We start from the raw sequence: 23,313 nt of genomic DNA on the forward strand, positions 1-23,313 counted from the left end.
GAAAACCGGGCTTGCGGGGCGTAGAGGACACCCGGACAACCGTCCTGATCAGGAGGCCCTGAACATCTCCGGCTCCAGGTGATGACGCTTGAGCAGCTTGTAGAACTCGGTGCGGTTGCGCCCGGCGAGACGTGCCGCACTGCTCACGTTGCCGCCGGTGATCTGCAACAACTCCTCCAGATAGTCCCGCTCGAAGCGATCCCGCGCCTCGGCCAGCGGCAGCACGCCACTCGGATCGGAACGCAAGGCACGCTGCACCAGGCTGGCGGGCACGATCTCCGTGGTGCTCAGCGCCGCGGACTGCTCCACGACATTCTGCAACTGTCGCACGTTGCCCGGCCAGGAAGCGGCCATGAGCGCCTCCATGGCGTCGGGGGCGAAGCCCTCGATGTGCCGGCCATTGCGCTCGTTGACCCGGGAAAGGAAATGGCGCGCCAGCAGCGGGATATCATCCCGGCGTTCGCGCAGCGGCGGCATTTCAAGGCGCACCACATTCAGGCGGTAATAGAGATCGGCGCGAAAGTCGCCCGTCTCCACGGCCTGTTCCAGATCCCTGTGGGTGGCGGAAATCACGCGAACGTCCACCGGCACCTGGTTGTTTGCCCCCACCGGACGTACTTCGCCTTCCTGCAATACCCGCAGCAGCTTGGCCTGGAAGGCCAGCGGCATGTCACCCACCTCGTCCATGAACAGGGTGCCGCCGTCCGCGGATTCGAACAGCCCCTTGCGGCTCTGGGTGGCCCCCGTGAAGGATCCCTTGCTGTGTCCGAACAGTTCCGATTCCAGCAGGGCCTCGGGAATGGAGCTGCAGTTGACGGCCACGAAGGGCCCGGCCGCCCGCCGGCTGGCCCGGTGCAGGGCGCGGGCCAGCAATTCCTTGCCCGTGCCGCTCTCGCTCTGGATGAGCACATTGGACTCGCTGTCGGCCACCAGTCGCGCCTGGCGCAGAGCCTCTTCCATGACCGCACTGCGACTGATGATGCCGTCGCGCCAGTCACCGGAGTCATCGCCCCCCTCACGCGGCTCGGCGCTCAGGCCGGTCAGGCGCAGGGCACGGTCCACGTAGTCCAGAAGCTCCTGGCTGTCGAAGGGCTTGGTCAGAAAACCGAACACACCCCGGCGGGTCGCCTCCACCGCGTCCGGGATGGTGCCGTGGGCAGTGAGGATGATGATGGGCAGCGCCGGATGATTCTTGTGGATCGCATCGAACAGCGCCATGCCGTCGATGCCGTCCATCCGCAGATCGGTGATCACCAGCCTCGGCTGGAACTGAGGCAACGCGGCCAGGGCCTGCTCGCCGCTGGCCACCGCCTTGATCTCGTGACCCGCCGACGCGAGGCGCATGGACAACAGGCGCAGCAGCCCTTCATCGTCATCCACCAGCAGTATGCGTGTCGTTTCACTCATCGTTCGTTTTCCAGGTTCGGGGCCGGGGTCCGGTCGCGGTCACGGATCTCCCGCTCAATGGCCTTGAGTTCTTCCAGTTGTTGTTGCAATGCGTCGCGCTCGGAGCGCGCGTCACTCAGACTCGCCCGCAGGGCCTGGCGCGCGAGAAGCTGATCCCGCAACAGGTTGGCCAGCAGGTTTCCGCCGTGGGAAGACGCCTCCCGGGACAGATGGGCCTCCAGCAGTTCCACGGCACGGGCGTTCTCCCCCGGGTCGTCAAGGGCCAGGAGCAGTAATGCCTGGCGGAGCGGTCCGGAGCCGGGGGACTCGAGCGCATCGCGCAGGGCCTGTTCCCCCTGATCCGACAGGGCCGCCACCTCATCCATGAGCTGACCCAGCCCTCTGGCATCCAATGCCGCCAGGCGGTCGTCCGCAAGGCAATGCATGGTTGGAGGGTCCGTATCCTCCACGTGCAACGGACAAGGCTTCGCCACGGGGCGCGCGTCCTGAATCGCCGCACAGGCACCGATCAGGACGGACACGAGCATCACCATCCCTGCCATCCGCACTTGACGGAGACGTGCGTTCATACGACCTCCGCTGGATCATCGTCTTGGCCCGCCGCCTCGGGCGGCGCCAGCCAGACCCGCGGCAGCAGCAGGCGCAACCGCGCGCCCCACTCAATGTCCAGTACCTGCAATTGCCCGTTCAGGGCCCTGGCGTACTCTCGGGCGATGGAAAGTCCCATGCCGCTGCCGCGCACATGGCCACGGTGACCGCTGGGACCGGTGTCACCCTGGTAGAAGACCTCGAACACCCGTTCCCGTTCCTCCCGGGGAATACCGGGGCCCTGGTCGCTGATCTCCACGAAGATCTGATCCCCGAACTTGCCCGTCTGAATGCGCACGGCCGAGTTCTCTACGGTGAACTTGATAGCATTGGACAAGAGATTATCCAGAATGACCCTGATTTTTTCCCGGTCCGAGTTCACTGTCTCCCCGGACAGCCCGAGTTCGAGCCGGACGCCTTTGCTTCGCGCCGCCAGCTTGTGCTGCTCGACCAGATCCGTGATCAGGGAGTCCAGATCGATGGGCCGGGACTCGATGACCGGCAGGGCCGTGTGAGCGACACTGAAGCTGATCAGGTCCTCGATGAGGTGCTGCAACTGAACGCTGTTGTCGCGCACGATTTCCACAATCTCTCCCTGCTGCGGTGTCAGGCTGCCCACCACCCGGTCCGTGAGCAGTTCCGTACCCTCGCGGATATTCGTCAGTGGCGTCTTGAGCTCGTGGGAGATATGGCGCAGAAAGGTGACCTTCTGCTCTTCCAGCTCAACCAGGCGCTGCCTGAGCCAATCCAGCCGCGCACCCAGCTCCGAGAGGTCATGGGGCCCGGTGATGCGGATCGGGCGGTCGAACCGACCGGAGCCCAGGGTGTGGATGGAGCGGTTGATCTGACGCAGCGGCCGCAGGATCAGCACGGTGAACACCACCACCAGGACCAGGACCGCGGGGATGAGTGCGGAAGCCTGCCAGAGCAGTTCCTGGCGCACCTCGGTCGCCTGCGCCTGCATGGCCTCGACCTCCCGGGATACCGCCCGCGTACTCTGCTGAAACACCCCGCGCGCCAGCTCATTTAGGGCAGGGAAACTCTCCAGCACGGCACGCACTCCCTCGCTGCCCGGCGCTTCGGTCTTCAGGGCCTCGAAGGCATCGGCCTCCCGGCGTTCGAGAAGTCGCAGCTCCTCCCATACCGGCGTGCCCAATTCCAGCCCGTACATTCGCGCAAGCGCCTCCCCGAGGCTTTCACGCCGGCTGGCGTAGGCCTCCAGCAAGGCCGTGTCGCCCAGTACATGGTACTGGCGCGCATGGCGCTCCAGGGCCGTCACATCTTCCATCAGCGTACGGCTCGCCTGGATGGCCTGCACGGCGTCCAGCACGGCCTGCTGCCCCTGGTGGGTCAACCTGTCCACGGAGATCAGCGCCGTGGCCAAGGCAAAGAACAGGGGCAGCGTCACCAGGGAGAATCCCAACAGGATCAGCTGAAGAATGGTGAGTGAACGATAAAAGGACAGCGGCGCGGCCACGATTCGCGAACTTATAACAAGGGGCCGCCACAGGGTCAAACGGGCGCCCGGTCCTCCCGCCTGTTGTGTCCCGAATCTGGTCACGGATGGAACATCGCTGATCGTGCAGGACAAAAATGACCCGGCCCATCCCGACAAACCTCATCGGGGATGGGCCGGGCCCTCCTGGAAGAACCGATTCCCGACGCATCCGGATGCACCTCGCGGTTCAAACCGGACGGTGTCGGTTGATGGCATCCCTGGGGAGATCAGCCGATGATCGTCCCGCCACGCTGCGGACGGTCGTGGTCCTCGTCCTTCTCCTCCTCGTCCGCATCGTGCATACCGCTCAGGTGCAGGGTGGACTCACCACGCTGCGGGCGATCCTTGTCCTCGTCCTTCTCCTCCTCGTCCGCGTCATGCATACCGCTCAGGTGCAGGGTGGACTCACCACGCTGCGGGCGATCCTTGTCCTCGTCCTTCTCCTCCTCGTCCGCGTCATGCATGCCGCTCAGATGCAGGGTGGACTCACCGCGCTGCGGGCGATCCTTGTCCTCGTCCTTCTCCTCTTCGTCCGCATCGTGCATACCGCTCAGGTGCAGGGTGGACTCACCGCGCTGCGGGCGATCCTTGTCCTCGTCCTTCTCCTCCTCGTCCTCGTCGTGCCAGGTGCTGAGCTGCAGAGCATCACGGGTATCCATGTGGTCGCGGGTTTCCTCGTCCTTGTCCTTGTCGTCCTGGCCGTAGCCAATCAGCGCGGCGGAGGCCGAACCGGCACCCAGGGCGCCGGCCGCGATCATGGCGATCAGCAGAGACTTTACGGAAGTGGGTTTGTTCATGACATTAACTCCTGAATGATCGTTGCTTGGTTGAGTGGCCCCCTGTGGCCGGAGGCCCTACGCTTGCGTCGACTTCAATCAGGGTAATGCGACGACCATGCCATCCACGAAAAACATATATTTTTCAGCATCTTGCCCACAACACCCCCGAAGCAGGCACCTGTCCGGATGTCGCTTGCAGGCGACAGATCGCCGGACCGCATCTCGCCAACATCCTGATAAGGCTCACATTCCCGACCGTCGCCTGAAGGAGACAACCGGCCTGCAACGTCGGGACACCCTGACACACCCTGACCGGTTCTCCGGGGGGTGGCGCAACAGTCCCGCGACACCGTCATTCCACCGGTCAGCGCGTCGCACGAGGTAACCGGATCGGATCGTTGCCGTCACGAAAGCCCCGGCTGCGGCGGGGTTGGCTCGATCAAGGCGGTGATCTGACCGCCTCCCGGGAAGGCGATCGGGACATCCCCGGTTGTGCGTCGAAGCAGGTCTCTCCGCAGCCTCCCTCCCTGCAATTCCTGGCATGCTTTGTGCTGCATGTCATGGCATGTGGATCGAGCGCTTACACAAAGGCAACCACCGGGGGACGTCCAGGCGAGACGCCCCGCCAGCCCGGGAGAGGGCTGGCGCCGGTGCCGATCCCAAGGTCCGGACCATCCGCGGTTTGCAGGGATGTGCGAACCACGCGGTCCTGTCGGCGGGTCCTCCCCCCCTCTCTGGGCCCCTCCCTGGCCCTCCCCTGCCCGCCGAGCCGTCCCCCCCGACGGCGCTTGGGCCGGTCACCCGCCATGAGGGCGGGTGACCCGCTCTTTTTTCTTGTCACACACGCAAATTCGAGAGGCGGAACGGGAAGACACCGTTCGCCAACCATCGGGAAACATTCAGAAAACCAAGGAGATCCTGTATGAAACCGTTCAACCTGCCCGCTACCGTCAAACCCCTGGGCCTGGGTGTCCTGCTGACACTGACCCTGTTGGCCGGGTGTTCGGAGAGCGGCCCCGCCGAAGAGGCCGGCGAGCGCATCGACGATGCCGTGGAAGAGGCCGGGGAGCGCATTGAGGACGCCACGCGGGAAGCAGAGGACGCCATCGACCCGCCGGGTCCCGCCGAGCGTGCCGGCCGCCAGTTCGACGATGCAATGGAGCGGGCCACCGGCGACTGACGCCGCACCCCGCCGGATAAGCGCAACCCCAATACGCCACTGTGCAAGGAGGCCGTCATGCTCAGCCGGGTACTGATCTTCTTCATCCTCGCCATCATTGCCGCCGCACTCGGCCTTTCGGGAGTGGCGGGCGCGGCATCCTGGGTGGCACAGGTGCTCTTTCTGGTGTTCCTGGTGCTTCTGGTGGTGGCAGTTGTCACCGGCCGGCGGGTTCCGTAGCCGCCCGCCGGTCCCGGTCACCACCGCTTGACCCCACCCGCTGGAAACCCGGGTGGTCGAACAGGAAGGCAGCCTATTGCGATGACCCGCCATCGGCGCGGTTGCGCCATTGCTGGAACTGGGGTTGCTCCACGTAGCCCTTCTCCAGCACGTAGCGAAGCCGCGCGACGATGTTTGCCGTGACACGGGGCGTGGCCTCCTCCACGGCCGTACCGCCGGCATCGATCAGCAGTTCCGAGTCGGCGCGCACCACCTCCTCGCCATTCTCGTCGAAAAAGAGCAGCGCCGGGGCGTGTAGCAATTCCAGCCGATCCGCCCATGCGGCGGGGGTGCTGGTTGTACCGTCCGGGAGCACGATGGATGTGGTCGCATCAGTGGCGTCCAACTGAACCGCATGGAAACGGGCCACCCTCTCGCGTACGGCCGTTTGCGCGAGGACCGTGCGATGCAACCGTAAACAGGCTGCGCAATCCGGCCGCTCGAAAACCACCAGCAGCGGCCGGTCCGCGGGCTGGCGCCGATCCAGGTCATGAGGCGGTGCGGCAAACAGCTCGGGGTCATGCACGATTGCGCCTTCGGCTGCGCGATCCGCTGCCTCCCGTTCCGCCAGGTACTCGCGCAGGCTCTGGCGCCCGTCGCGCCCCTCCTCCAGGTAATCCAGTGCGACCCGAAAGCGCTCCGGCGGCACATAGCCCACGAGACGCAGGCGCAGGGCGCCGTCCTCCCCGTAGAAAGCCAGGGTCGGAGTGAACCTGGCCTTCTCCTGGACGGCGAAATCCTTGGTCCAGTGGGATCGTCCCTGGAAATCCAGGAGCTGGTCGTCGCTCAGCACCTCCAGGCCGATGACATCGTAGCGGGCATTGAGCCGCGCCACGATGTCCTCCTCCGCGAACGTGGTCTCCATGAGGGCATGGCAGTAGCTGCAGGTGCGGGTGCCGAAATACAGCAGCACGCCCGCCTTTCCTGCGGCCAGTGCGTCATCGAGATCCGCCCGAAGGTCCAGGAGGCTCTCCTTGAACCAGGGCGGGTGCACGACTTCCACCTGGCCACCGGAACCGGGCTGTGCCCCGGTCTGCGCTGACGCGGGCACTGCGGGCACAAGTGCCAGACAGAGCACCACCGCAAGCGCGCGTCCCGAATTCACGATCGACAACATGGCCATGGTCTCCCGAGGCTCAAAGGGGGCGGGCCCGATGCCATGCCCCCGGATCCTCCATCATAGCCCGAGGGAGGCCCGTGCGTGACCGATCTCGGCCCGACCGGCGCCGACCTCCCCCACGATCGCCAGAAGCGTCCCATAGTGTTCCCGTGCGCGTTCGGCCAGACCGGCCTGCTCGGCGGCCCGCGCGGCGCCGTACAAGGCGCGGAACCGGTTGGGCTCCTTGCCCGTCACCGACTCGAACTCCCGCAACGCCGCCGCGGGATCACCCATCTCCATAAGCATTTCGCCCAGCAGTTCCCTGGCCGGTGCCACGGGACCCGGCGTGACCACGTTCTTCTCCGTGGCGTCCTCATGATCGGCGGCGGCACGCAGTCGTTGCAGCGCTTCCGCGTCGCGGCCCTCGGCCCGTGCGATCCAGGCCTCGATGATGCCTTCCTGTATCAGGCTCTGGTCCGCCCAGTAGCGTTGCCCCGCCGCGAGCATCGCCTCGCGCAGCCCGGCCAGGCGTTCCAGCTCGATTCGGGCCGCCGTGGTGTCACCGACTCGGGCGGAGCCAAGGCCCCGCCCGAAGGCATTGACCGCTTCAGCATTGGGGAAACGTGCCCAGGCAAAGTCGGGCTCCGAGGGCGAGAGTTCGATCCCTGCGGCGTCGACCCAGCGGCCGCGCTCCAGCGCGTGTCTCACGGGGATGGCCGCGATGGCGTAGGCGATGCCCAGGTTCTCGTTGCGGATCTCGCGCAGCGCTGCCACCTCCTCCACGATCTGCATGGCCTCTTCGTCCCGTCCCATCTGCAGGTACGCGTAGGTCAGGTAGTCCATGGCGTGCAGGCGCCCCCGCAGCTCGCCGGCGGCCTTGGCCGCGGCCCGGTTGGCGTCGATGGAGGCCTGCCAGTGACCGAGCCGGGTGAAGATGTGCGACGGCATGTGCAGGGCATGGGGCGCGCTTTCGGCCACGGCGGCGTAACGCTGCGCGGCGGGCAGACCGAGGTGCGCCAGCGGCGGATAGTCGTAGCTATGGATCAGGTAGTGCGCGACACCGGGGTGCTGAGGATAGCGTTCGAACAGCGGCTCCAGGATCGCCGCCGCCTCGCGCTGCCCGGCGTAGGTCTTGTCGGTCGGGTCGACGGTGGCGCTCAGCGCCAGGGCATGCAGGATGCTCGCCTCCACGCCCTCGCGATAGCGTGCCGCCAGCGCACTCATGGCCTGCGTATAGGCAGTGGCCCGGGCCTTGTGCTCGACGGACTCATGATCCCGGTAGAAGCGTTCCATTGCGGCGATGTAATCGCGCTCGCGCTGCGTCTTCGCGTGTGCAGCCCGGGCCTGCTCGACCATCGCCAGCCCCTCCGCGAGGTTCCTGCCCCGCAGCGGCCAGATGAAGGGGTTGTCCATCAGGACCAGGGCGTGACCCCAGTAGGCCATGGCGCAGTCAGGGTCGGCGGCCAGCACCGCATCGAAGGCCTTCTTCGCCTCGCGCCAGTGGAAGGAGTGATACAGCGCCATGGCGCGGTCGAATGCCTGCCCGGCCTGCGCATTGCAGGACACGGGGAAGTGCACGCTGCCGAGTACTTCCGTGTCGCCGCGGGGCGTTGAGACATCGGCCGTCGCGGACGCGACGAGCATGATCAGGGCGCACGCCGTGCCCAGGGCGCCCGTGGTGAATCTTCTGGTGTTCATGACAGGTTCCTCCTCGATTCCGTCGTGCCCTTGGTTCGGCACGCCCCCAGAGTGGAGGGGGGCGAACGGCGGGACGAGGGAGGATTACCCGTGGGCTTGTGAACTATGCACAGCGCGCACTGCCTTACCAGGCGCGGGGAAAGCGCTCCGCCAGGACCATGCGGCCGCTGTCCATCTGCACGTAGCCGCCGCGGACGAGATCCCCGAGGATGCGCGTCACCATCTCCCGGGAGGCGCCGATGCGGCTGGCCAGTTGCTGGTGGGTAGGGCGAGGGTCGATGACAAGCTGTCCGTCGTGCCGCTCCGCCAGCGTCATCAGCAGCCGGGTCAGGCGCCCGTAGACATCCTGCAGTGACAGGGACTTCACCTGCTCGGTGAGCCGGCGCACCCGCCCGGTCAGTTCGCTGATGAGGGCGAGCGCGATTCCGGGATGGTCCTGCAAGCAGCGCAGCAGGTCCTCACGCCCCAGCATGGCGAGGCGGGTGCGCTCGAGGGTCATCACGGACGCCGAGCGCGGGGCCTCATCGAACAGGGACATCTCGCCAAAGTACTCGCCCGAACCCTGGGTGCAGAGCAGGGCCTCCCGGCCCTCTTCGTCACTGGTGAACACCTTCACCCGTCCGTCCAGGATCAGGTACAGGGAACGGGTGTCGTCACCCTCGCTCACGACCATCACGCGCGCCGGGTAGACCTTCGTGTGCAGGCACGCCTCGAGCGCGGCACGCGCCTGCCCACCAAGACCCGCAAACAGGGGGAATTCCTCGATCACGGGAACGCTCCGGGACGAGGGGCGCGCACGACACCCGCGGGTGCCGCGCACGGGATCCGGCGACGGGGCACTCCGCGCATCGCCGGGCCTACTCCGGGATCCCGGCCTTGCGCAGGCCTTCAATGTACCACTGCAGCGTCTCCGGGCTTCCGAAGGACTCCGAGGTGATCCAGTATCCGATCGAGAAGCCAGGGCTCAGCATGCGGATCTCCTCCGCCACCCAGGCCGCCTCGTCAAGCCGCCCCTGCCTGCCATAGGCGGCTGCCAGCAGCACGTGGTTCTTCAGGTGGGTGTGATGCTGCGCAACGGCCTTTGTAAGCTCGCGAACCGCATCGTCATAGCGCTCCAGGAGTATGTAGGCGCTGCCGATCACCGTGGCGTACAGGGCGGAATAGTGGGGATTGAGCCGTACGGCGCGCTCCATGTGCTCCAGCGCCTGTTGAGGCTCGCCCATGGCAACGAGGATGAGCGCCACCAGCCCGTAGCCTTCCGCGAAGTTCGGATCGAGCGCGGTGGCATAGCGGGCCTGCGCCAGCGCCTGCTCGAACTCCCCCACGTGCAGCAGCACGTAGCCCTGCACCCACCGGACCTGGGGGAGGGAATCGTCCAGGACCAGGGCGCGATCGGCCAGTTCCCGGGCCATGCTCAGCGATGCACCCCGGTCGGCACTCCAGCCCCAGCGAGAGTCCCAGGCGTGGGTCAGAGCGAGCGCCGCCGGGGCGCGGGCGAAGCCCGGGTCGAGTTCGAGCGCGCGCTCGTAGTGCGCACGCGCGCGGGCATTGCCCTCGGCGGTGAACTCCTGGAAGTGCCACTGCCCCTGCAGGAAGTGGTCATAGGCCTCCAGGTGGACCGTGTAACGCCGCGCCAGTCGCGCCTGCTCCGCCTCGGTGACGGTGACCTGGAGCGCGCCGACGATCTGCTCCGTCACCGCATCCTGCAGGGCGAACACATCCTCCAGCGCGCCGTCATAGCGCCCGCCCCATATCTGGCGGCCGCTTTCCGTTTCGACCAGTTCTGCCGTGATACGCAACTGCCCGCCCGCCCGCCGTACCGTGCCCTGCAACAGATAGCTCACGCCCAGCCGGCTGCCGATCTCCCGGGGCGACACGTCAGCCGTCCGGTATGCGAAAGCCGTGGTGCGCGCAATCACCAGCAGGCTCGAAAGGTTGGAAAGCTCGGCGGTGATATCGGCGGTGATTCCGTCGCTGAAGTAGTCCTGTTCCGGCTCGGGACTCAGATTCCGGAAGGGCAGCACGACGATCGCCGGTCCGCCGGCCAGGGTCGCCGGGGTGAGCACCGTCTCCCGAACCGGCCCGGGCGCACGCAGCACGCCGACCATGAGCACGATGCCGAGCAGTCCGGCGATGACGATGAATGCAGTGAGAGAATGTCGGTGCAGATGCAGCCTGCGCGCAACCGGGCGCGACGACGGGTCCGCCTCTACCCGGTAGACCTCAACGGGCTCGGCCATGTTCTTGACGCGACGCCGCCCCATGGGCACGTAGCCGAGATCGAGCCTGTGGTGCACCTGGTTGTAGACATCCCCGGAGATGCAGATGCCACCGGGCTCCGCCAGTGCCTCCAGGCGCGCGGCCAGGTTCACCCCGTCGCCGTAGACCGCGCCCTCGCCGCTGAGGATGTCGCCCAGATGCACGCCGAGCCGGAACGCCATGCGCCGATCGGCCGGCAGGTCGGCGTTGCGCCCGCCGAGTTCGCGCTGGATCCCGACCGCGGCGCTCAGGGCCTCCACCACACTGGGAAAGGCGGCCAGGACACCGTCGCCCGCGGTGTCCACGACCCTGCCCCCATGCCGGGTCACGTGCCGGGAGATGACCTGCCGGTACTCGGCAAGGCGTCCGACAGTGCCCTCCTCGTCCTCGCGCATGAGCCGGCTGTAGCCGCTGACATCCGCGCTCAGGATGGCCGCGAGGCCGCGCACAAGCGCCGGGGCCCCGGGCGACTCCCGGGCGCGGTCGGACGCGCTCCCGTCCTCCCGGGACGGGTCGAGCCCTTCCCGCAACCAATGTTCGGGACTGCCAACCATGAGCGCCCCCGAGGTCCTCGACCCTGCATCGCGCAGTCCGCACCAAGGTGCCACGGCAGGCGAAACACACGTCCATGCCTGCGAAGCATCCTGCACCCGGCGCCGGTCCCTTGGGGTCAACGCCGCCTACTGAGTTTAGTCCAGCATGTGCATATATCACATCCGGCCACGGGCATCCTCCCTCGTCCCCCCGTTCGCCCGCCTCCACTCTGGGGGCGTGCCGAAGCAAAGGCTCGACGGAATCGAGGAGGAACCTGCCATGCGTATCAGACCCTTCCCGGGATCAGCACCCCTTGCCGCGCTGATCGCTGTCATCGCGTTGCTGCCTGCACCGGTGGCGGTCCCCGCGGCCGTGTCGGAGCCGGTGCTCCCCCCGGATCGGTTGCGGTTGTTCGACGCGCCGATCCCCGGTGATGCGCGCCGTGAGGCTACGCACCACGCAGCCTACGGGCTAGCACCCCCCGCTGAACGGACGGACCCGGAGACCTTCACGGGCCCCGGATTCACCGGCCACGCGCCACCCGGCGCCCACTGGAAACCCGACATCGGCCGGTCATATCTGGCGTTTACCAGGGCGACTCCGGAGGCGATTGAACTGGCCGCACGCGGCCAGACCTTCGTCATCATGATCACCCTCACGGACGCCGCGTATGCGCGGGGGACCACCGCAGAAAGTTTCCCGGAGGCCTTCGAAACCGAGACGAGGCGGGCAACCCGCGGCCGCTTCCGGCTGGTGGACATCACCGCGACACCCCGGGCAAGCGCCGGGAATCGCTGCGTGGACTACGCACTCCGGATGGGGGAGCGGGACGACCCGGATCTGCCCGGTGCAGAACTGGTGATCGAAACGAGAGGGGTTGCCTGTCTCGAGGCATCCTCGACCTTCATCGTCAATGCCTTCTACAGCGAGCGCAGGCCAAATGGCACACCGACGATGGTTGACGCGAAGCTCCGGGGACAGGGAGAGATGTTCCTGCGCAACCTGATCGTCCATCCGGAGTACGCGCGATGATCGGGGCGCAAAGTCAACCACCCGACACGCAAGCGCACCCTGCAGGGACTGCGCCCCGAATGTGCAGATATCACAGGCTCGCACGGCAGCACTCCCTGTCGGTGGCCCCCGTCGATGACCAGACTGCTATTGCATGCCGGAGGACGCAGGGGACCACCGACCGGCAGCTCACGGACCTCGTCGGATTGACCTGGACAGCTCTTACCTGCGGATACCTTCGGGAATCGGAAGCCCGACAAAGGAGGACGTCATCATGAATCGCAGACACTTTCTGAAACACACGGTCACCGCCGCGCTCGCGGCCGGGCTTGTCCCGGCGCTGCTCAGGCCTTCACGGGTGATGGCCGCTTGGCCCCGGGAGGCCTTCATGGCCCAGGATGCGGCACTCGCCTGGCGCACGCTCGCGGGAAACACCGAGGCCGAGTTGAGCCCCAGGGTGATGCTGGACACACCGGCGCGCGTGGGCAGCGGTGCGCTGGTTCGTGTCGGTGTTGCCACCGACCTCGACGACGTGCAGGGCGTCACGCTGATCTCGGACCCCAACCCCTTCCCCCTGGTGGCGAACTTTCGGCTCTCGCCACGGGTCCGGGGCCCCATCGTCACGCGCATCCGCATGGGCGGAAGCGGCAACGTGGTGGCCATCGTATCGGCCGACGGAAGGTACTTTCGTGCACAGAATACCGTGCAGGTAGCCACGGGAGGATGCTGACATGCAGAGCAAGATGCGTGCTGAGTTGAAGGACGGTTTCACCGCCGTCGCGGTGCTGATCAGTCACCCCATGGAAACCGGCACCCGGAAGGACCCCGTGACGGGCCTCACGGTACCGCGACATTTCATCGAGGAGATCCGTTGCGACCATCTGGGCGAGACCATCCTCAGTGCCGACTGGGGCTGGGGCATCTCCACGAACCCGCTTTTGACCTTCCAGTTTGCCGGAGGGGCTGCGGGCGATCCGGTCACCGCCCGTTGGAGAGACAACCTTGGTTACAGCGAGATCATTGAGGCGCGGATCGAATAGCCAGCACATGCCACAGGCCTCGCTGGTTCGGCGCCGGCGCGGTCATGGATCATGCGCCCGTCACGCCTTACAATGCCCCTTCAAACCGCAAACCGCCGGATCAGTCATGTCCAACTCATTGCGCGACCAGTTGCTGAAGTCCGGGCTGGTGGACGAGAAGAAGCTTCGTCAGGAGCGCCAGAACCGCAAGAAGCCCAAGGGCCGCAGGAACGGGGCGAAGCCCGCGGTTCAGGATTCCGCGGCGCTGCAATTGCGCGAGCGCCAGGCCCAGCGTTCCCGGGAACTGAACCGCAAGCAGCAGGAGGCGGCGGAACGCAAGGCGCGCGCCGCCCAGATCCGCCAGATCATTCTGGACCAGCGATTGCCGCGCGAGGACGGCGACCAGCCCTATCACTTCCAGCATGGTGACAAGGTCCGCTCCATCCATGTCACCGGCGAACAGCGGGACGGCCTGGTGCGCGGGCAGTTGGGGATCGTGACGCTGGCGGGCGGGTATGAACTGCTGCCGCGGGACGGGCTGGAGAAGGTGCGTGAGCGCGATGCCGGGCGCGTCGTCGTATTCAATGAACCGGACGGCACGACCGGGACACGACCCGACAGGGAAGACGACCCATACGCAGGCTATGAGATCCCGGATGACCTCATGTGGTGACGCTCCGGAAGAAACCCCGGATGTCGACTGGGCCGGCGAGCGCCGCCGGCAGCGATGGCGGCTGCTTGCCCTGGGTATGCTTGCGATCGTCGTCATCGCGCTCGCGGTCTCTCAACCCGTGGCGGTGGCTGACGCCCTGGCCTGGGGGGAGGCGCTGGCACCGCACCCGGCCACCATCCCGCTACTGATCCTGCTGCAGGCCCTGCTGCTGTCGCTGGCCCTGCCGGGCACCCTCATGCTGTGGATCGTGGCTCCCTTCTATCCGCCGCTGGCGGCGGCGGCGATCCTGACCGCCGGCAGCACCCTGGGTGCGCTGGGCGCCTATTACACGTCGCGCTGGCTGGGCCGGGCCTGGCGACCCGGCCCCACCGGACAGCGGGTACTGAGGCTGCTGCGCCGCAAGGGAGACGCCTGGACCCAACTGACCCTGCGCGTCCTGCCCGGCTTTCCCCACTCGGTGGTGAACTTCGGCGTCGGCACCCTCGGCCTGCCGCTGGGCGGGTACCTGCTTGCGGCCGCAGTGGGCCTGGGGGCCAAGTGGGTGGTGTATGCCTATGCGGTCCAGACACTCATGAAATCCGGCATGGAGAACGAAGGCATCAGCCCGGCATCTCTTCTGCCCCTGCTGGCACTCGTTGCTTTACTGGCCGGCGGGCGCTGGCTGCGGGGCAGACTCGCGTAGGCCAGTGTCGTGTCCCACAAATAACTTGCCTTTCAGAGCCCCGCTGTCTGATTCATCCCTAATCCTTCAACCTTCATCCCTCATCCTTCATCCCTGACCTGCGGTTTGCCGCCTTCGACTCTGCATACTGGTCCACCAGCGCCTGCATCGTGGCGTCGTCATAGGGCCTCAATCCGCTCAGCACCAGCTTCTTGGCGCCGGTCCCCACCGCCCGACCCCCGGCACGGATTACGAAATCAAGGCTCACGTCGCCCCGCTTGCCGTTGACCATGAGCGACGAGTTCTCCAGCTCCAGCTCAGGCTCCCGGATGTCCAGATCTTCAAGATCGAAACTCATGCCCTCGTAGATCACCAGCGGCCGCTGCGGGTTGATCATCACGTCGTGCGCGCGCATCAGCGGCACCAGCACATGGGGGAAGGTCTGTCCGGAAAATGACACGTACGCCAGCGTGAATCGTTCCAGCAGCGACATGTCGCGTGTCCTGCGTCCCTCGCGCCGCACCTTGAGGCACACGCGGCCGGTCGCATCGGCGATCTCGAACGACGGCGCGTCGGTGTCGGGGAAATCCAGGTCGGTATCCGCACCCACCATGTCGGTGAAGGAAAAGGCCATGCATTCGCTGAGCCCATAGCGCTCCAGCACCAGGGAGAACAGGAGGTCGCCGGGCACAACGAAGCGTTTGGCGCCCGGATTGTGGATGGGATTGAAATCCCCGGCGATCTCCTTGGCGAACCTGCTGCCCTGTTGCGCGGTAATTCGGGTGAGTCCGTCCTGCGTGTCGTGGAAAGCATCCAGATACATGGTGATTGTGCGTCGCAATGGGGTGAAATGGCCCGGCATTCTACAACGGCCGAGGGGTGCCCGGTATCGGTGTCCATGCGGCGTCCTTTTCCGCCCCCGGGTTCAGTTTGTGCCCCGGTCCCGGAGCCAGCGGGCCAGTGCCTCGGGCGCCATGGGGCGGGCGATGTGGTGGCCCTGGGCGCTGTCACAGCCAAGGATCTCCAGGAGCTGGAGCACCTCGGCGTCCTCCACGCCCTCGGCCACCACCGAGTAGCCCAGGTTATGGGCCAGATCCACGGTGGAGCGCACGATCACCGCGTCGTTCTCATCCTGACACATGTCGATCACGAACGACTTGTCGATCTTGAGCGTATGCAGCGGCAGCTGCTTGAGATAGGCCAGCGAGGAATAGCCCGTGCCGTAGTCGTCGATGGCGATCCTGATACCCCGGCCCGCCAGGCGCTCGAGCACCGCGGAACTCGTGGCGATGTCGCTCATCAGCAGATTCTCCGTGAGCTCGATCTCCAGGCAGTCGGCCGGCGCGCCGATCTGCCCGAGCAGCACGCCGATGCGCTCGGCGAGATCGCAGTGGTGAAACGACAGCGCATCGTCGACGTTGACCGCCACGCGCAGGGCAAGGCCCTCGGCGCGCCAGGCCATGCACTGCGTGAGCGCCTCGCGCAGCACCCAGTCGGTCATGGGGTGGATCAGCCCCGTGCGCAGGGCCGTGGGCAGGAACTCCTCCGGATACATCAGACCGCGCCGCGGATGCGCCCAGCGCACCAGCGCCTCCACCCCGCTGACCCTGCCCGAGGCGAGATCCACCTTGGGCTGATAGTGCAGGCGCAGCTCATCGCGCTCGAGCGCGCCGCGCAGCTCCGCCGCGAGCCTGAGCCGCTTCGTGGTGTGGGGGTTGGTGCCTGCGTCGTAGAAACCGTAACCGAGCCCGGCACGCTTGACCTCGTACATGGCCACATCGGCGCGGCTCATCAGACTGTCCACGCTCTCGCCATGCTCCGGGAACATGGCAATGCCGATGCTCGCCCCCAGATAGAGATTCTGGTTGGCAACACAGAACGGCTCGCTGAAACAATCAAGCAGCTTGCCCGCCACCTTCTCGGCGGTGTCCCGGGCATGCTCCATCTCCGGCAGCAGGACCGCGAACTCGTCGCCGCCCAGGCGCGCAAGCGTGTCGGAGTCGCGCAGCTTCTCCGAGAGACGCGCCCCCACCCTGCGCAGGACCTCGTCGCCCACCGGATGGCCCAGGGTGTCGTTGATCTCCTTGAACTGGTCCAGGTCCATGAGCATCAGCGCCACCTGCCGGGGCACCCGCCCGCGCCCGGCCGCGGCAATCGCCCGCTCGAGCCGGTCGAGCAGCACCGTGCGGTTCGACAGCCCCGTGAGACTGTCGGTGGTGGCCAGCACATTCAGGCGTTCCAGATTGTGCTTGGCATCGGTGGCATCCTCCATGAGCCCGTCGATGCGCACCACGCGACCGCTCTCGTCGGTGAAGGGGTGAAACACGCGCCGGAACCAGCGCAACTCCCCGTCCGGCGCCCTGACCCGGCTCTCCACCTCTACCTGACGCCCCGCCAGCGCCTCGCGCCAGGCCTGGCGCACCGCCTCGCGGTCCTCCGCCACGGTCCAGTTCAGACAGGGAATCGGTGTGTCCACGTCCATGTCGCAGATCCGCCTGCTGCTGGGGCTCACGTACAGCGGCTCGTTGCGCACCACGTCCACCGACCACAGCACCTGGGGCAGATTCGCCAGCAGACTGGTGATCTGCTCGCGCAGCGCCTGCGCCTTGTTGCGCTCGTCCTGCACCTGGCGCACGGTCGCATCCCAGTAGCCCTCGAGCATCAGCCCCATGTCGCGGAACAGGAACTTCGTCACCGCGTTCTCCAGGGCGGTGCACTCGGGCTCCGGGACATCCGCCAGGCGCGCATGCAGGTGATCCCAGTACAGCAGGTAGGCCCCCATCACCCACACCGGCTCCACGCCAAAGCCGTAGTGCACGTCACCGATATGGGCCAGACGACGCGCCGATTCCCGGTCCACTCGCCCGGAGAGCAGCTGCCACAGGTGACCCAGCTGGGAGTTGATCAGCGCACGCAGCTCCCCGCCGCCTTTCTGGTATCGGGCCAGGATCTGTGCGGTGACCGGGTAGCTCAGCAGATAATCGTAGAAGATCTCGGCAAAACGCTCGCTCTCGCCGATCAGCACCTCGTGGTACCTGACCAGCAGCCGCTGATCCTGCTCCGTGATGCCCAGAAACTGCGCGAACGCCTCATGGATGGTCTGATCCGAATATACGCGCAGACGCGCTGATCCCGCCTCTTCACCGGAGGATTTCGAAGACAAATGAATACCCCTGAGCTTATATACGTAGTTTTTTCTGGTTATATGAACAAGTTATGATGATGTCAATGATCACTGTCCGGCCACGGCCGCGCACCTCCTGCCCATACTTGCCACGGACGCGCCGCACCGGGCGCTCAGGATCCCGACGATACCGTGCCGAACAGGTGCCAGAGCATGTAGCCGCCATAGACCGCCAGCATCACGCCCGCCAACAGGGTCACTGCCCGGGGCCCCTTCTGCTCGGGGACTTCCACCCCTTCCCGGCGTAATCGCCGGTGCCACAGATAGCGCCGGAACCGCCACCAGGCGAAGGCGAGCAACACCAGCAATGTCACGATCTTGAGCATCGTAAGAATCAGCCCTTGGCCATACGCATCCTGAATCGGCGCCCCATGATAAGGCATCGCCGTGCACACATCATGAGACGCCGGCCCTGAGGATCCGGCCGCCGCTGGTTCTCAGCCCGGGGAGAGGCCGAACGCCTCACGAGGACAGGTCTGTCGACGGGACCTTACCGGCATCGGCGTCCCGGCAGGCCGAAGACCGCCCGCATGACCCGCCCCTGGTCCATGGCGTAAAGTCCCCGCTAAACCATCACGCCGGAACAACACCTCACTTCACTGCTCTCCAGATGCCGACCCCCGCAGCCCAAGCAGGACCGCCCGCCGGCTGGATCGGCCGGCATCCCGTGACCGTGATCGTACTGGCACAGCTTTTCGGCACTTCGCTCTGGTTCAGCATCAACGGCGTGGCGGTCTCACTGCACCGGGAAACCGGCCTGACCGAAGCCGGCCTGGGCCTGCTCACCGTGGGCGTGCAGGCGGGTTTCATCACCGGTACGCTGTTGCTGGCGGGCACGGGCCTGGCCGACCGCGTCCGCGCCAGCCGGCTGTTCGCGGGGGCCGCGGTGGCCGGCGCGCTGGTCAATGCCGCCTTCATCCTCACCGCCCACGACCTGACCGTGGCATGGCTGCTGCGCTTCGTCACCGGCCTGTGCCTGGCGGGCATCTATCCCCTGGGCATGAAGCTGGTGGTGAGCTGGACGCCGAAACATGCGGGCGCGGCCCTGGGCTGGCTGCTGGGCATGCTGACCCTGGGCATCGCCCTGCCGCACCTCCTGCGCGGGGTCACCCTGGACCTGCCCTGGCAATGGCCGATGGCCATCTCCTCGCTGCTCGCGCTGCTGGCCGCGGTGATGGTGCATCGTCTGGGTGACGGCCCCCACCTGCCCGCCACCGCCGGCCCGGGACGCCCCTGGGCCGGCCTCGTCGCCTTCACCCGGCGCCCGTTTCGCGCCGCCGCCCTCGGCTACTTCGGCCACTGCTGGGAGCTGTTCGCCTTCTGGACCCTGGTCCCGCTGCTGGTCCTGCGGGAAATGCTGCGCCTGGAGTGGCCCCTGCCCTGGCTGCCGTGGCTGGCCTTCGCGGTGATCGGTGTGGGCTCCGCCGGGTGCGTGCTGGGTGGCCGCCTGAGCCGGCGAACGGGCAGCCTGCGCGTGGCCCGCTGGGCACTGGGCATCTCGGGCACCCTTTGCCTGGTCTATCCCTTCCTCGGACACCTGCCGCCGGCATTCCTGCTTCTGCTTCTGGCCCTCTGGGGCCTGACGGTGATCGCCGACTCGCCCCAGTTCACCGCGCTGGCCTCCCTCAGCGCGCCCGGGGAACGCCTGGGCGCGGCGCTGGCCATGATGAATGCCGTGGGTTTTGCGCTCACCATCCCGTCCATCGCCGTGGTCACCCGCCTCTGGCCGAGCCAGGAACTGGCCGTGCTGTGGCTGATGCTGCCGGGTCCCGTGCTGGGTCTGTGGGCGCTGGGCCGTGTACGGGCATCGGATTACGTCACGCGGCGCTGATCCTAGCCCGCATATCTCACCACCGTTCGTGGCGAGGGCGTCGAGGCGCCGCTGTGACGGGGCGCGCGGACCGGAGGACGGCGCAGGCGTAGCCGACACTACGTCAAGCCGGCTGGAGGGAGCACGCCCCGTCACAGCGAGCGGATCGGCGGCCGCAGTAGAAGGGTGGTGAGATATGCGGGCTAGCGGCCTACTTCAGGCCGGCGGCCTTGATGCCCGCCCGGGCACAGGTTTCGTCGTCATCGGATGCGGCGCCGGCAATGCCCACGGCCCCCAGGATCCGGCCCGCCTGATCGTGGATCAGCACGCCGCCGGGCAATGGCACAACCCGGCCGCCGCTCATGGCGTTCAGCCCGTCGATGAAACCTTGCTGAAGACCGCCCTGCTCGTAACGCTCCGCGATGCGCCTGGAGTCCACCGCCAGCCCCAGCGCACCCCAGGCCTTTGCCTGGCAGATGCGCACGCGCAGGAAGGACACCCCGTCCTCGCGCTGCAAGGCCTTGAGGTGCCCGCCGTCGTCGAGCACGGCAACCGCGATGGGCGGCAGGGACAGTTCGCGCGCCCTGGCAAGGGCCGCTTCGATCAATCTGTTCGCCTGTTCAAGAGTCAGTGGCTGCATGGAGGCTTCCGGTACGTAAAGGAATGATGGTGCCCCGGCGATCCCCCGACCACGGGCCCGGTGAACAATAGTTCCCGATCGGTCTATGATGGGTCAAACCCATCCTCGTCAAGGAGCTCAAGGATCATGACCGACAGACCGGCCGTTCTGGTGACCCGCAAACTCCCACGGGCCGTGGAGGAACGCCTGGCGCGTGACTACGAGGCGCACTTCAACCGGGACGACAGGGTCTATCCGGCCGATGAGCTCGTCGAGCTTGCCGCCGGCGCCTTCGCCATCATGCCCTGCCACACCGAGAAGCTCGACGCCGGGGTGATTGCCCGTCTGCCGGACACCGTGCGCGCCATCTGCAGCTACTCGGTGGGATACGACCACATCGATCTGGCGGCGGCCAAGGCCCGCGGGATCATCGTCACGAACACGCCGGAGGTCCTCAGCGACGCGACCGCGGAGGTGGCCATGCTGCTGCTGCTGGGCGCCGCCCGCCGGGCCTTCGAGGGCGAACGCCAGATCCGCACCGACACCTGGGCAGAATGGAGCGCCGTCCATCAACTGGGCGTTCAGGTCACCGGCAAGCGTCTCGGCATCCTCGGCATGGGGCGGGTGGGCCGGATCATGGCCCGGCGCGCACGGGGTTTCGACATGGAGATCCACTACTACAACCGCCACCGCCTTGCGCCGGAACTCGAGGCCGGGGCCACGTATCACGAGAGCGTGGAGGCGCTGCTGCCCCATTGCGACTTTCTCTCCATCCATTGCCCGGCCACCCCGGAGACACACCACCTGCTCGACGAGGCACGCATCGCGTTGCTCCCGGATTCGGCGGTGGTGATCAACACCGCCCGCGGCGCCGTCGTGGATGATGATGCCCTCATTGCCGCCCTGCGCTCGGGCCGATTGTTCGCCGCGGGACTCGACGTGTTCAACAATGAACCGAACATCGATCCGCGCTACCGGGCCCTGGACAACACCTTCCTGCTCCCCCATATCGGCAGCGCCACCCGGGAAACCCGCGACGCCATGGGGTTCCGGGCGCTGGACAATCTCGATGCCATCGTCGCCGGGCGCGAGCCCCGGGACCGGCTGGCCTGACGACACCTTCCCGCAACGAAAGGGGCCCGGCCGGACATGCGCCGGCCGGGCCCCTCGCGATGCCTCTTCAGGGTCAGTCCTGGCGGGAGGTCACCTCCAGCAGATGGTAGCCGAACTGGGTCCTGACCGGCCCCTGCACCTGGTTCACCGGCGCGGAGAACACGACCTGGTCGAACTCGGGCACCATCTGTCCGCGCCCGAAGGAACCCAGCTCACCTCCCTGCTTCCCGGAAGGGCAGGAGGAGTATTCCCTGGCCAGGGCGGCAAAATCCTCGCCCCCTTCAATGCGCGTCTTCAGTTCGTTGCACAGGTCTTCGGAATCCACCAGGATGTGTCGTGCGCTTGCCATGGCCATGGAATCTTGTCCTCGAAAATTGAATCGAGGGGCCATTGTGGTGGATACGCCGCCATCAGGGAACCCCCGGCGCCGGGGCGGCTATCCGGTGTCGGTGTCGCGGCACACCAGGTGGATGATTGAGGCCGGACTCGAGATCCAGAACCCCTCGAAACCCTCGGGCAGCGCCTCGATCTCGTCCCTCCGAACCACGCCGGAAGCCTGCAACGCCGACGCGGCGGCCGCTACATTGTCGGTATTGAGCTCCAGCCACACCTCCGCCTGGCTGAGGCCGTCGACGGAATCGATCCAGAGCCGGCTGGCGCCGAACTCGAACACCACCGACGGGGCCAGGTGTTCGATGACCGGCAGGCCGGCCACGTCCCGATAGAACCGGATGGTGGCGTCGTAGAGATGGGGCGGCACCTTCATGGCGATGTTGCGGCCGCCGGTAAAGCCCGGCTTGTTGCGCATGATGCACTCCTGGTCTGATCCGTCCGTGCCACCGCCCGGTGCCGGCCATCCGGCACCGGCACGCTCACCCCGCGCCCGTCACTCGAGCCAATCCAGCAGATAGAAAAGGTACTGCCCCTCCGACGATTTGGACGGGCCAAGCACCCGTGCGGGGAACCATTTTCCCTGCGGGTCCGCCGCCGCGACGGCCGCCTCCGCTGAATCCATCAACCGCACACACCCGGCGGGAAAGCGCTTGCGGGTACGGCCGGGCATGTAGACCAGCGCATGATGTGCGGCGGAGACGTCGGTCTCGGGATCGGGTGGAACAATGCCTCGCATGCTCTTCCTCACTCCAGGGTCCATAGCCCGGTATGGGCATCCGTCGGGTCCGGTCCAACGACTATCAGTATGCGCAGGTCGCCCACATGAATCACGTCGTTGTGCCTGAGCGGTACCGCTTCGGCTTCGAGTGCGACGTCGTTCACCCGTACGCGGCCCGGGTCACCCTGTACCTGCCGGATGGAGAGTTCATCGCCACTGCGCAGGAACACCACCACTTCCTGCCCGGGCTCTCCGAGGGCGGTCACCGGCCCCAGCAGGTCCAGTTGCCGCCCCTGGTTGCAGCCGCTCATGATGCGCAGGGCCATCTGGCGATCCGCCGCCTGCCCGGCCTGGCGGGCGGCGGCCCGCAACTGCCTGATCCGCCGGGTGCAATGCTCATCCGCCAACCCCGGCGGCATACCCGGGCGGTCGACCCGGAGGATCTGCGTGGGCGGGCCCGGATCCTGGACGACGACCTCGCCCCTGCCGAAGCCCAGGCGATAGTTGCCGATGGCGATCATGTCTCCGTCCCGCAGCGAATGCGTGGTCACGCGCCTGCCGTTGACGAAGGTACCGTTGGTGCTGTCGAGATCCTGGATCGTGACCTCGCCCCCGGTCAGTTCGATACGCGCGTGCCGGCCGCTCACGGCCCGATCACTCAGCACGATGTCGTTGTCCGGCCTCCGACCGATGGTGGTGACCCCGTCGGACAGATCCAGTTCGCCCAACGGCTTGCCGCGCTTTCGCAAATACAGCTTCATCATGGCCCCGTTGCGCATTCTTTCGAACGCCCGGACAACAGGAGAGCCCTG

24 protein-coding genes and 1 pseudogene are annotated in these 23,313 nt (G+C 66.7%); 9 read left to right on the forward strand and 16 right to left on the reverse strand.

Going from position 1 to position 23,313, the window contains the following annotated elements:
• Positions 1-48 precede the first annotated feature (48 nt).
• From THITHI_RS0106625 to THITHI_RS0106640, 4 genes are all read right to left on the reverse strand, one after another.
• A complete protein-coding gene (locus tag THITHI_RS0106625; protein WP_018232291.1) occupies positions 49-1,407 on the reverse strand; it encodes a sigma-54-dependent transcriptional regulator in 1,359 nt (452 codons plus the stop codon).
• Positions 1,404-1,976, reverse strand: a complete 573-nt coding sequence (locus THITHI_RS0106630) for a hypothetical protein (protein WP_156820488.1) — start codon at positions 1,974-1,976, stop codon at positions 1,404-1,406. The genes THITHI_RS0106625 and THITHI_RS0106630 overlap by 4 nt, the downstream gene beginning before the upstream one ends.
• Positions 1,973-3,472 carry a sensor histidine kinase gene (locus tag THITHI_RS0106635; RefSeq protein ID WP_018232293.1) on the reverse strand — a complete coding sequence of 500 codons (1,500 nt, stop codon included), beginning with the start codon at positions 3,470-3,472 and terminating at the stop codon, positions 1,973-1,975. Before THITHI_RS0106635 ends, THITHI_RS0106630 begins: the two co-directional genes overlap by 4 nt.
• A 248-nt stretch (positions 3,473-3,720) precedes the next feature.
• Positions 3,721-4,290, reverse strand: coding sequence for a hypothetical protein (locus THITHI_RS0106640; protein ID WP_018232294.1), 570 nt, complete (start codon positions 4,288-4,290; stop codon positions 3,721-3,723).
• A gap of 904 nt (positions 4,291-5,194) precedes the next feature.
• On the opposite strand from THITHI_RS0106640, the pseudogene THITHI_RS0106645 reads away from it, so the two are divergent.
• Positions 5,195-5,374: pseudogene (locus THITHI_RS0106645) on the forward strand (hypothetical protein); the annotation flags it as partial.
• A gap of 135 nt (positions 5,375-5,509) precedes the next feature.
• Positions 5,510-5,671 carry a DUF1328 family protein gene (locus tag THITHI_RS20150; RefSeq protein ID WP_018232296.1) on the forward strand — a complete coding sequence of 54 codons (162 nt, stop codon included), beginning with the start codon at positions 5,510-5,512 and terminating at the stop codon, positions 5,669-5,671.
• A gap of 73 nt (positions 5,672-5,744) precedes the next feature.
• Here THITHI_RS20150 and THITHI_RS0106655 read toward each other — a convergent pair whose 3' ends face one another.
• From THITHI_RS0106655 to THITHI_RS0106670, 4 genes are all read right to left on the reverse strand, one after another.
• Positions 5,745-6,827, reverse strand: coding sequence for a thioredoxin family protein (locus THITHI_RS0106655; RefSeq protein ID WP_033337102.1), 1,083 nt, complete (start codon positions 6,825-6,827; stop codon positions 5,745-5,747).
• Positions 6,828-6,887: 60 nt separating this feature from the next.
• Positions 6,888-8,507, reverse strand: a complete 1,620-nt coding sequence (locus tag THITHI_RS0106660) for a tetratricopeptide repeat protein (RefSeq protein ID WP_018232298.1) — start codon at positions 8,505-8,507, stop codon at positions 6,888-6,890.
• A gap of 124 nt (positions 8,508-8,631) precedes the next feature.
• On the reverse strand, positions 8,632-9,276 hold the full coding sequence (locus tag THITHI_RS0106665) for a Crp/Fnr family transcriptional regulator (protein ID WP_018232299.1): 645 nt from the start codon (positions 9,274-9,276) through the stop codon (positions 8,632-8,634).
• Positions 9,277-9,364: 88 nt separating this feature from the next.
• Positions 9,365-11,320 carry an adenylate/guanylate cyclase domain-containing protein gene (locus THITHI_RS0106670; RefSeq protein WP_018232300.1) on the reverse strand — a complete coding sequence of 652 codons (1,956 nt, stop codon included), beginning with the start codon at positions 11,318-11,320 and terminating at the stop codon, positions 9,365-9,367.
• A 259-nt stretch (positions 11,321-11,579) separates the two neighbouring features.
• On the opposite strand from THITHI_RS0106670, the gene THITHI_RS0106675 reads away from it, so the two are divergent.
• From THITHI_RS0106675 to THITHI_RS0106695, 5 genes are all read left to right on the forward strand, one after another.
• The gene (locus THITHI_RS0106675; protein ID WP_156820489.1) at positions 11,580-12,332 is read left to right on the forward strand and encodes a hypothetical protein; all 753 of its coding nucleotides are present in this window, start codon (positions 11,580-11,582) and stop codon (positions 12,330-12,332) included.
• Positions 12,333-12,585: 253 nt separating this feature from the next.
• Positions 12,586-13,041 (forward strand): thiosulfate oxidation carrier protein SoxY, encoded by a 456-nt coding sequence (locus THITHI_RS0106680; RefSeq protein ID WP_018232302.1) that lies wholly within the window; start codon positions 12,586-12,588, stop codon positions 13,039-13,041.
• Between the two features lies 1 nt (position 13,042).
• Positions 13,043-13,351 (forward strand): thiosulfate oxidation carrier complex protein SoxZ, encoded by a 309-nt coding sequence (soxZ, locus tag THITHI_RS0106685; RefSeq protein WP_018232303.1) that lies wholly within the window; start codon positions 13,043-13,045, stop codon positions 13,349-13,351.
• 106 nt (positions 13,352-13,457) lie between these two features.
• Complete coding sequence (locus tag THITHI_RS0106690) at positions 13,458-14,003, forward strand: DUF2058 domain-containing protein (protein WP_018232304.1); 546 nt, start codon at positions 13,458-13,460, stop codon at positions 14,001-14,003.
• Positions 13,987-14,685: a VTT domain-containing protein gene (locus tag THITHI_RS0106695; RefSeq protein ID WP_018232305.1), complete on the forward strand. Its 699-nt coding sequence runs from the start codon at positions 13,987-13,989 to the stop codon at positions 14,683-14,685. The genes THITHI_RS0106690 and THITHI_RS0106695 overlap by 17 nt, the downstream gene beginning before the upstream one ends.
• 73 nt (positions 14,686-14,758) lie before the next feature.
• Here the strand turns inward: THITHI_RS0106695 and THITHI_RS0106700 are convergent, their stop codons facing one another.
• The 3 genes from THITHI_RS0106700 to THITHI_RS0106710 form a co-directional block, all read right to left on the reverse strand.
• Positions 14,759-15,487 (reverse strand): DUF3581 family protein, encoded by a 729-nt coding sequence (locus tag THITHI_RS0106700; RefSeq protein ID WP_026186121.1) that lies wholly within the window; start codon positions 15,485-15,487, stop codon positions 14,759-14,761.
• A 102-nt stretch (positions 15,488-15,589) separates the two neighbouring features.
• Positions 15,590-17,827 (reverse strand): EAL domain-containing protein, encoded by a 2,238-nt coding sequence (locus THITHI_RS19750; RefSeq protein ID WP_018232307.1) that lies wholly within the window; start codon positions 17,825-17,827, stop codon positions 15,590-15,592.
• Between the two features lie 134 nt (positions 17,828-17,961).
• Complete coding sequence (locus tag THITHI_RS0106710; RefSeq protein ID WP_018232308.1) at positions 17,962-18,174, reverse strand: hypothetical protein; 213 nt, start codon at positions 18,172-18,174, stop codon at positions 17,962-17,964.
• 284 nt (positions 18,175-18,458) lie between these two features.
• On the opposite strand from THITHI_RS0106710, the gene THITHI_RS0106715 reads away from it, so the two are divergent.
• Positions 18,459-19,679, forward strand: coding sequence for an MFS transporter (locus THITHI_RS0106715; protein WP_018232309.1), 1,221 nt, complete (start codon positions 18,459-18,461; stop codon positions 19,677-19,679).
• 190 nt (positions 19,680-19,869) lie between these two features.
• Here the strand turns inward: THITHI_RS0106715 and THITHI_RS0106720 are convergent, their stop codons facing one another.
• Positions 19,870-20,298, reverse strand: a complete 429-nt coding sequence (locus THITHI_RS0106720; protein WP_018232310.1) for a GlcG/HbpS family heme-binding protein — start codon at positions 20,296-20,298, stop codon at positions 19,870-19,872.
• Positions 20,299-20,424: 126 nt separating this feature from the next.
• Between THITHI_RS0106720 and THITHI_RS0106725 the strand changes: the two genes are divergently transcribed.
• Entirely contained in the window at positions 20,425-21,390 is a 966-nt protein-coding gene (locus THITHI_RS0106725) for a 2-hydroxyacid dehydrogenase (RefSeq protein WP_018232311.1), read from the forward strand.
• Between the two features lie 73 nt (positions 21,391-21,463).
• On the opposite strand, the gene THITHI_RS0106730 is transcribed toward THITHI_RS0106725, so the two are convergent.
• From THITHI_RS0106730 to THITHI_RS18585, 4 genes are all read right to left on the reverse strand, one after another.
• Positions 21,464-21,745 (reverse strand): peptidylprolyl isomerase, encoded by a 282-nt coding sequence (locus THITHI_RS0106730; protein WP_018232312.1) that lies wholly within the window; start codon positions 21,743-21,745, stop codon positions 21,464-21,466.
• Positions 21,746-21,826: 81 nt separating this feature from the next.
• Positions 21,827-22,198: a glyoxalase/bleomycin resistance/dioxygenase family protein gene (locus THITHI_RS0106735; protein ID WP_018232313.1), complete on the reverse strand. Its 372-nt coding sequence runs from the start codon at positions 22,196-22,198 to the stop codon at positions 21,827-21,829.
• 78 nt (positions 22,199-22,276) lie between these two features.
• Positions 22,277-22,519 carry a hypothetical protein gene (locus THITHI_RS0106740; protein ID WP_018232314.1) on the reverse strand — a complete coding sequence of 81 codons (243 nt, stop codon included), beginning with the start codon at positions 22,517-22,519 and terminating at the stop codon, positions 22,277-22,279.
• 8 nt (positions 22,520-22,527) lie between these two features.
• Positions 22,528-23,265, reverse strand: a complete 738-nt coding sequence (locus THITHI_RS18585) for an FHA domain-containing protein (RefSeq protein WP_156820490.1) — start codon at positions 23,263-23,265, stop codon at positions 22,528-22,530.
• Positions 23,266-23,313 lie beyond the last annotated feature (48 nt).

This window comes from Thioalkalivibrio thiocyanodenitrificans ARhD 1 (assembly GCF_000378965.1).
Lineage (GTDB): Bacteria > Pseudomonadota > Gammaproteobacteria > Ectothiorhodospirales > Ectothiorhodospiraceae > Thioalkalivibrio_A > Thioalkalivibrio_A thiocyanodenitrificans.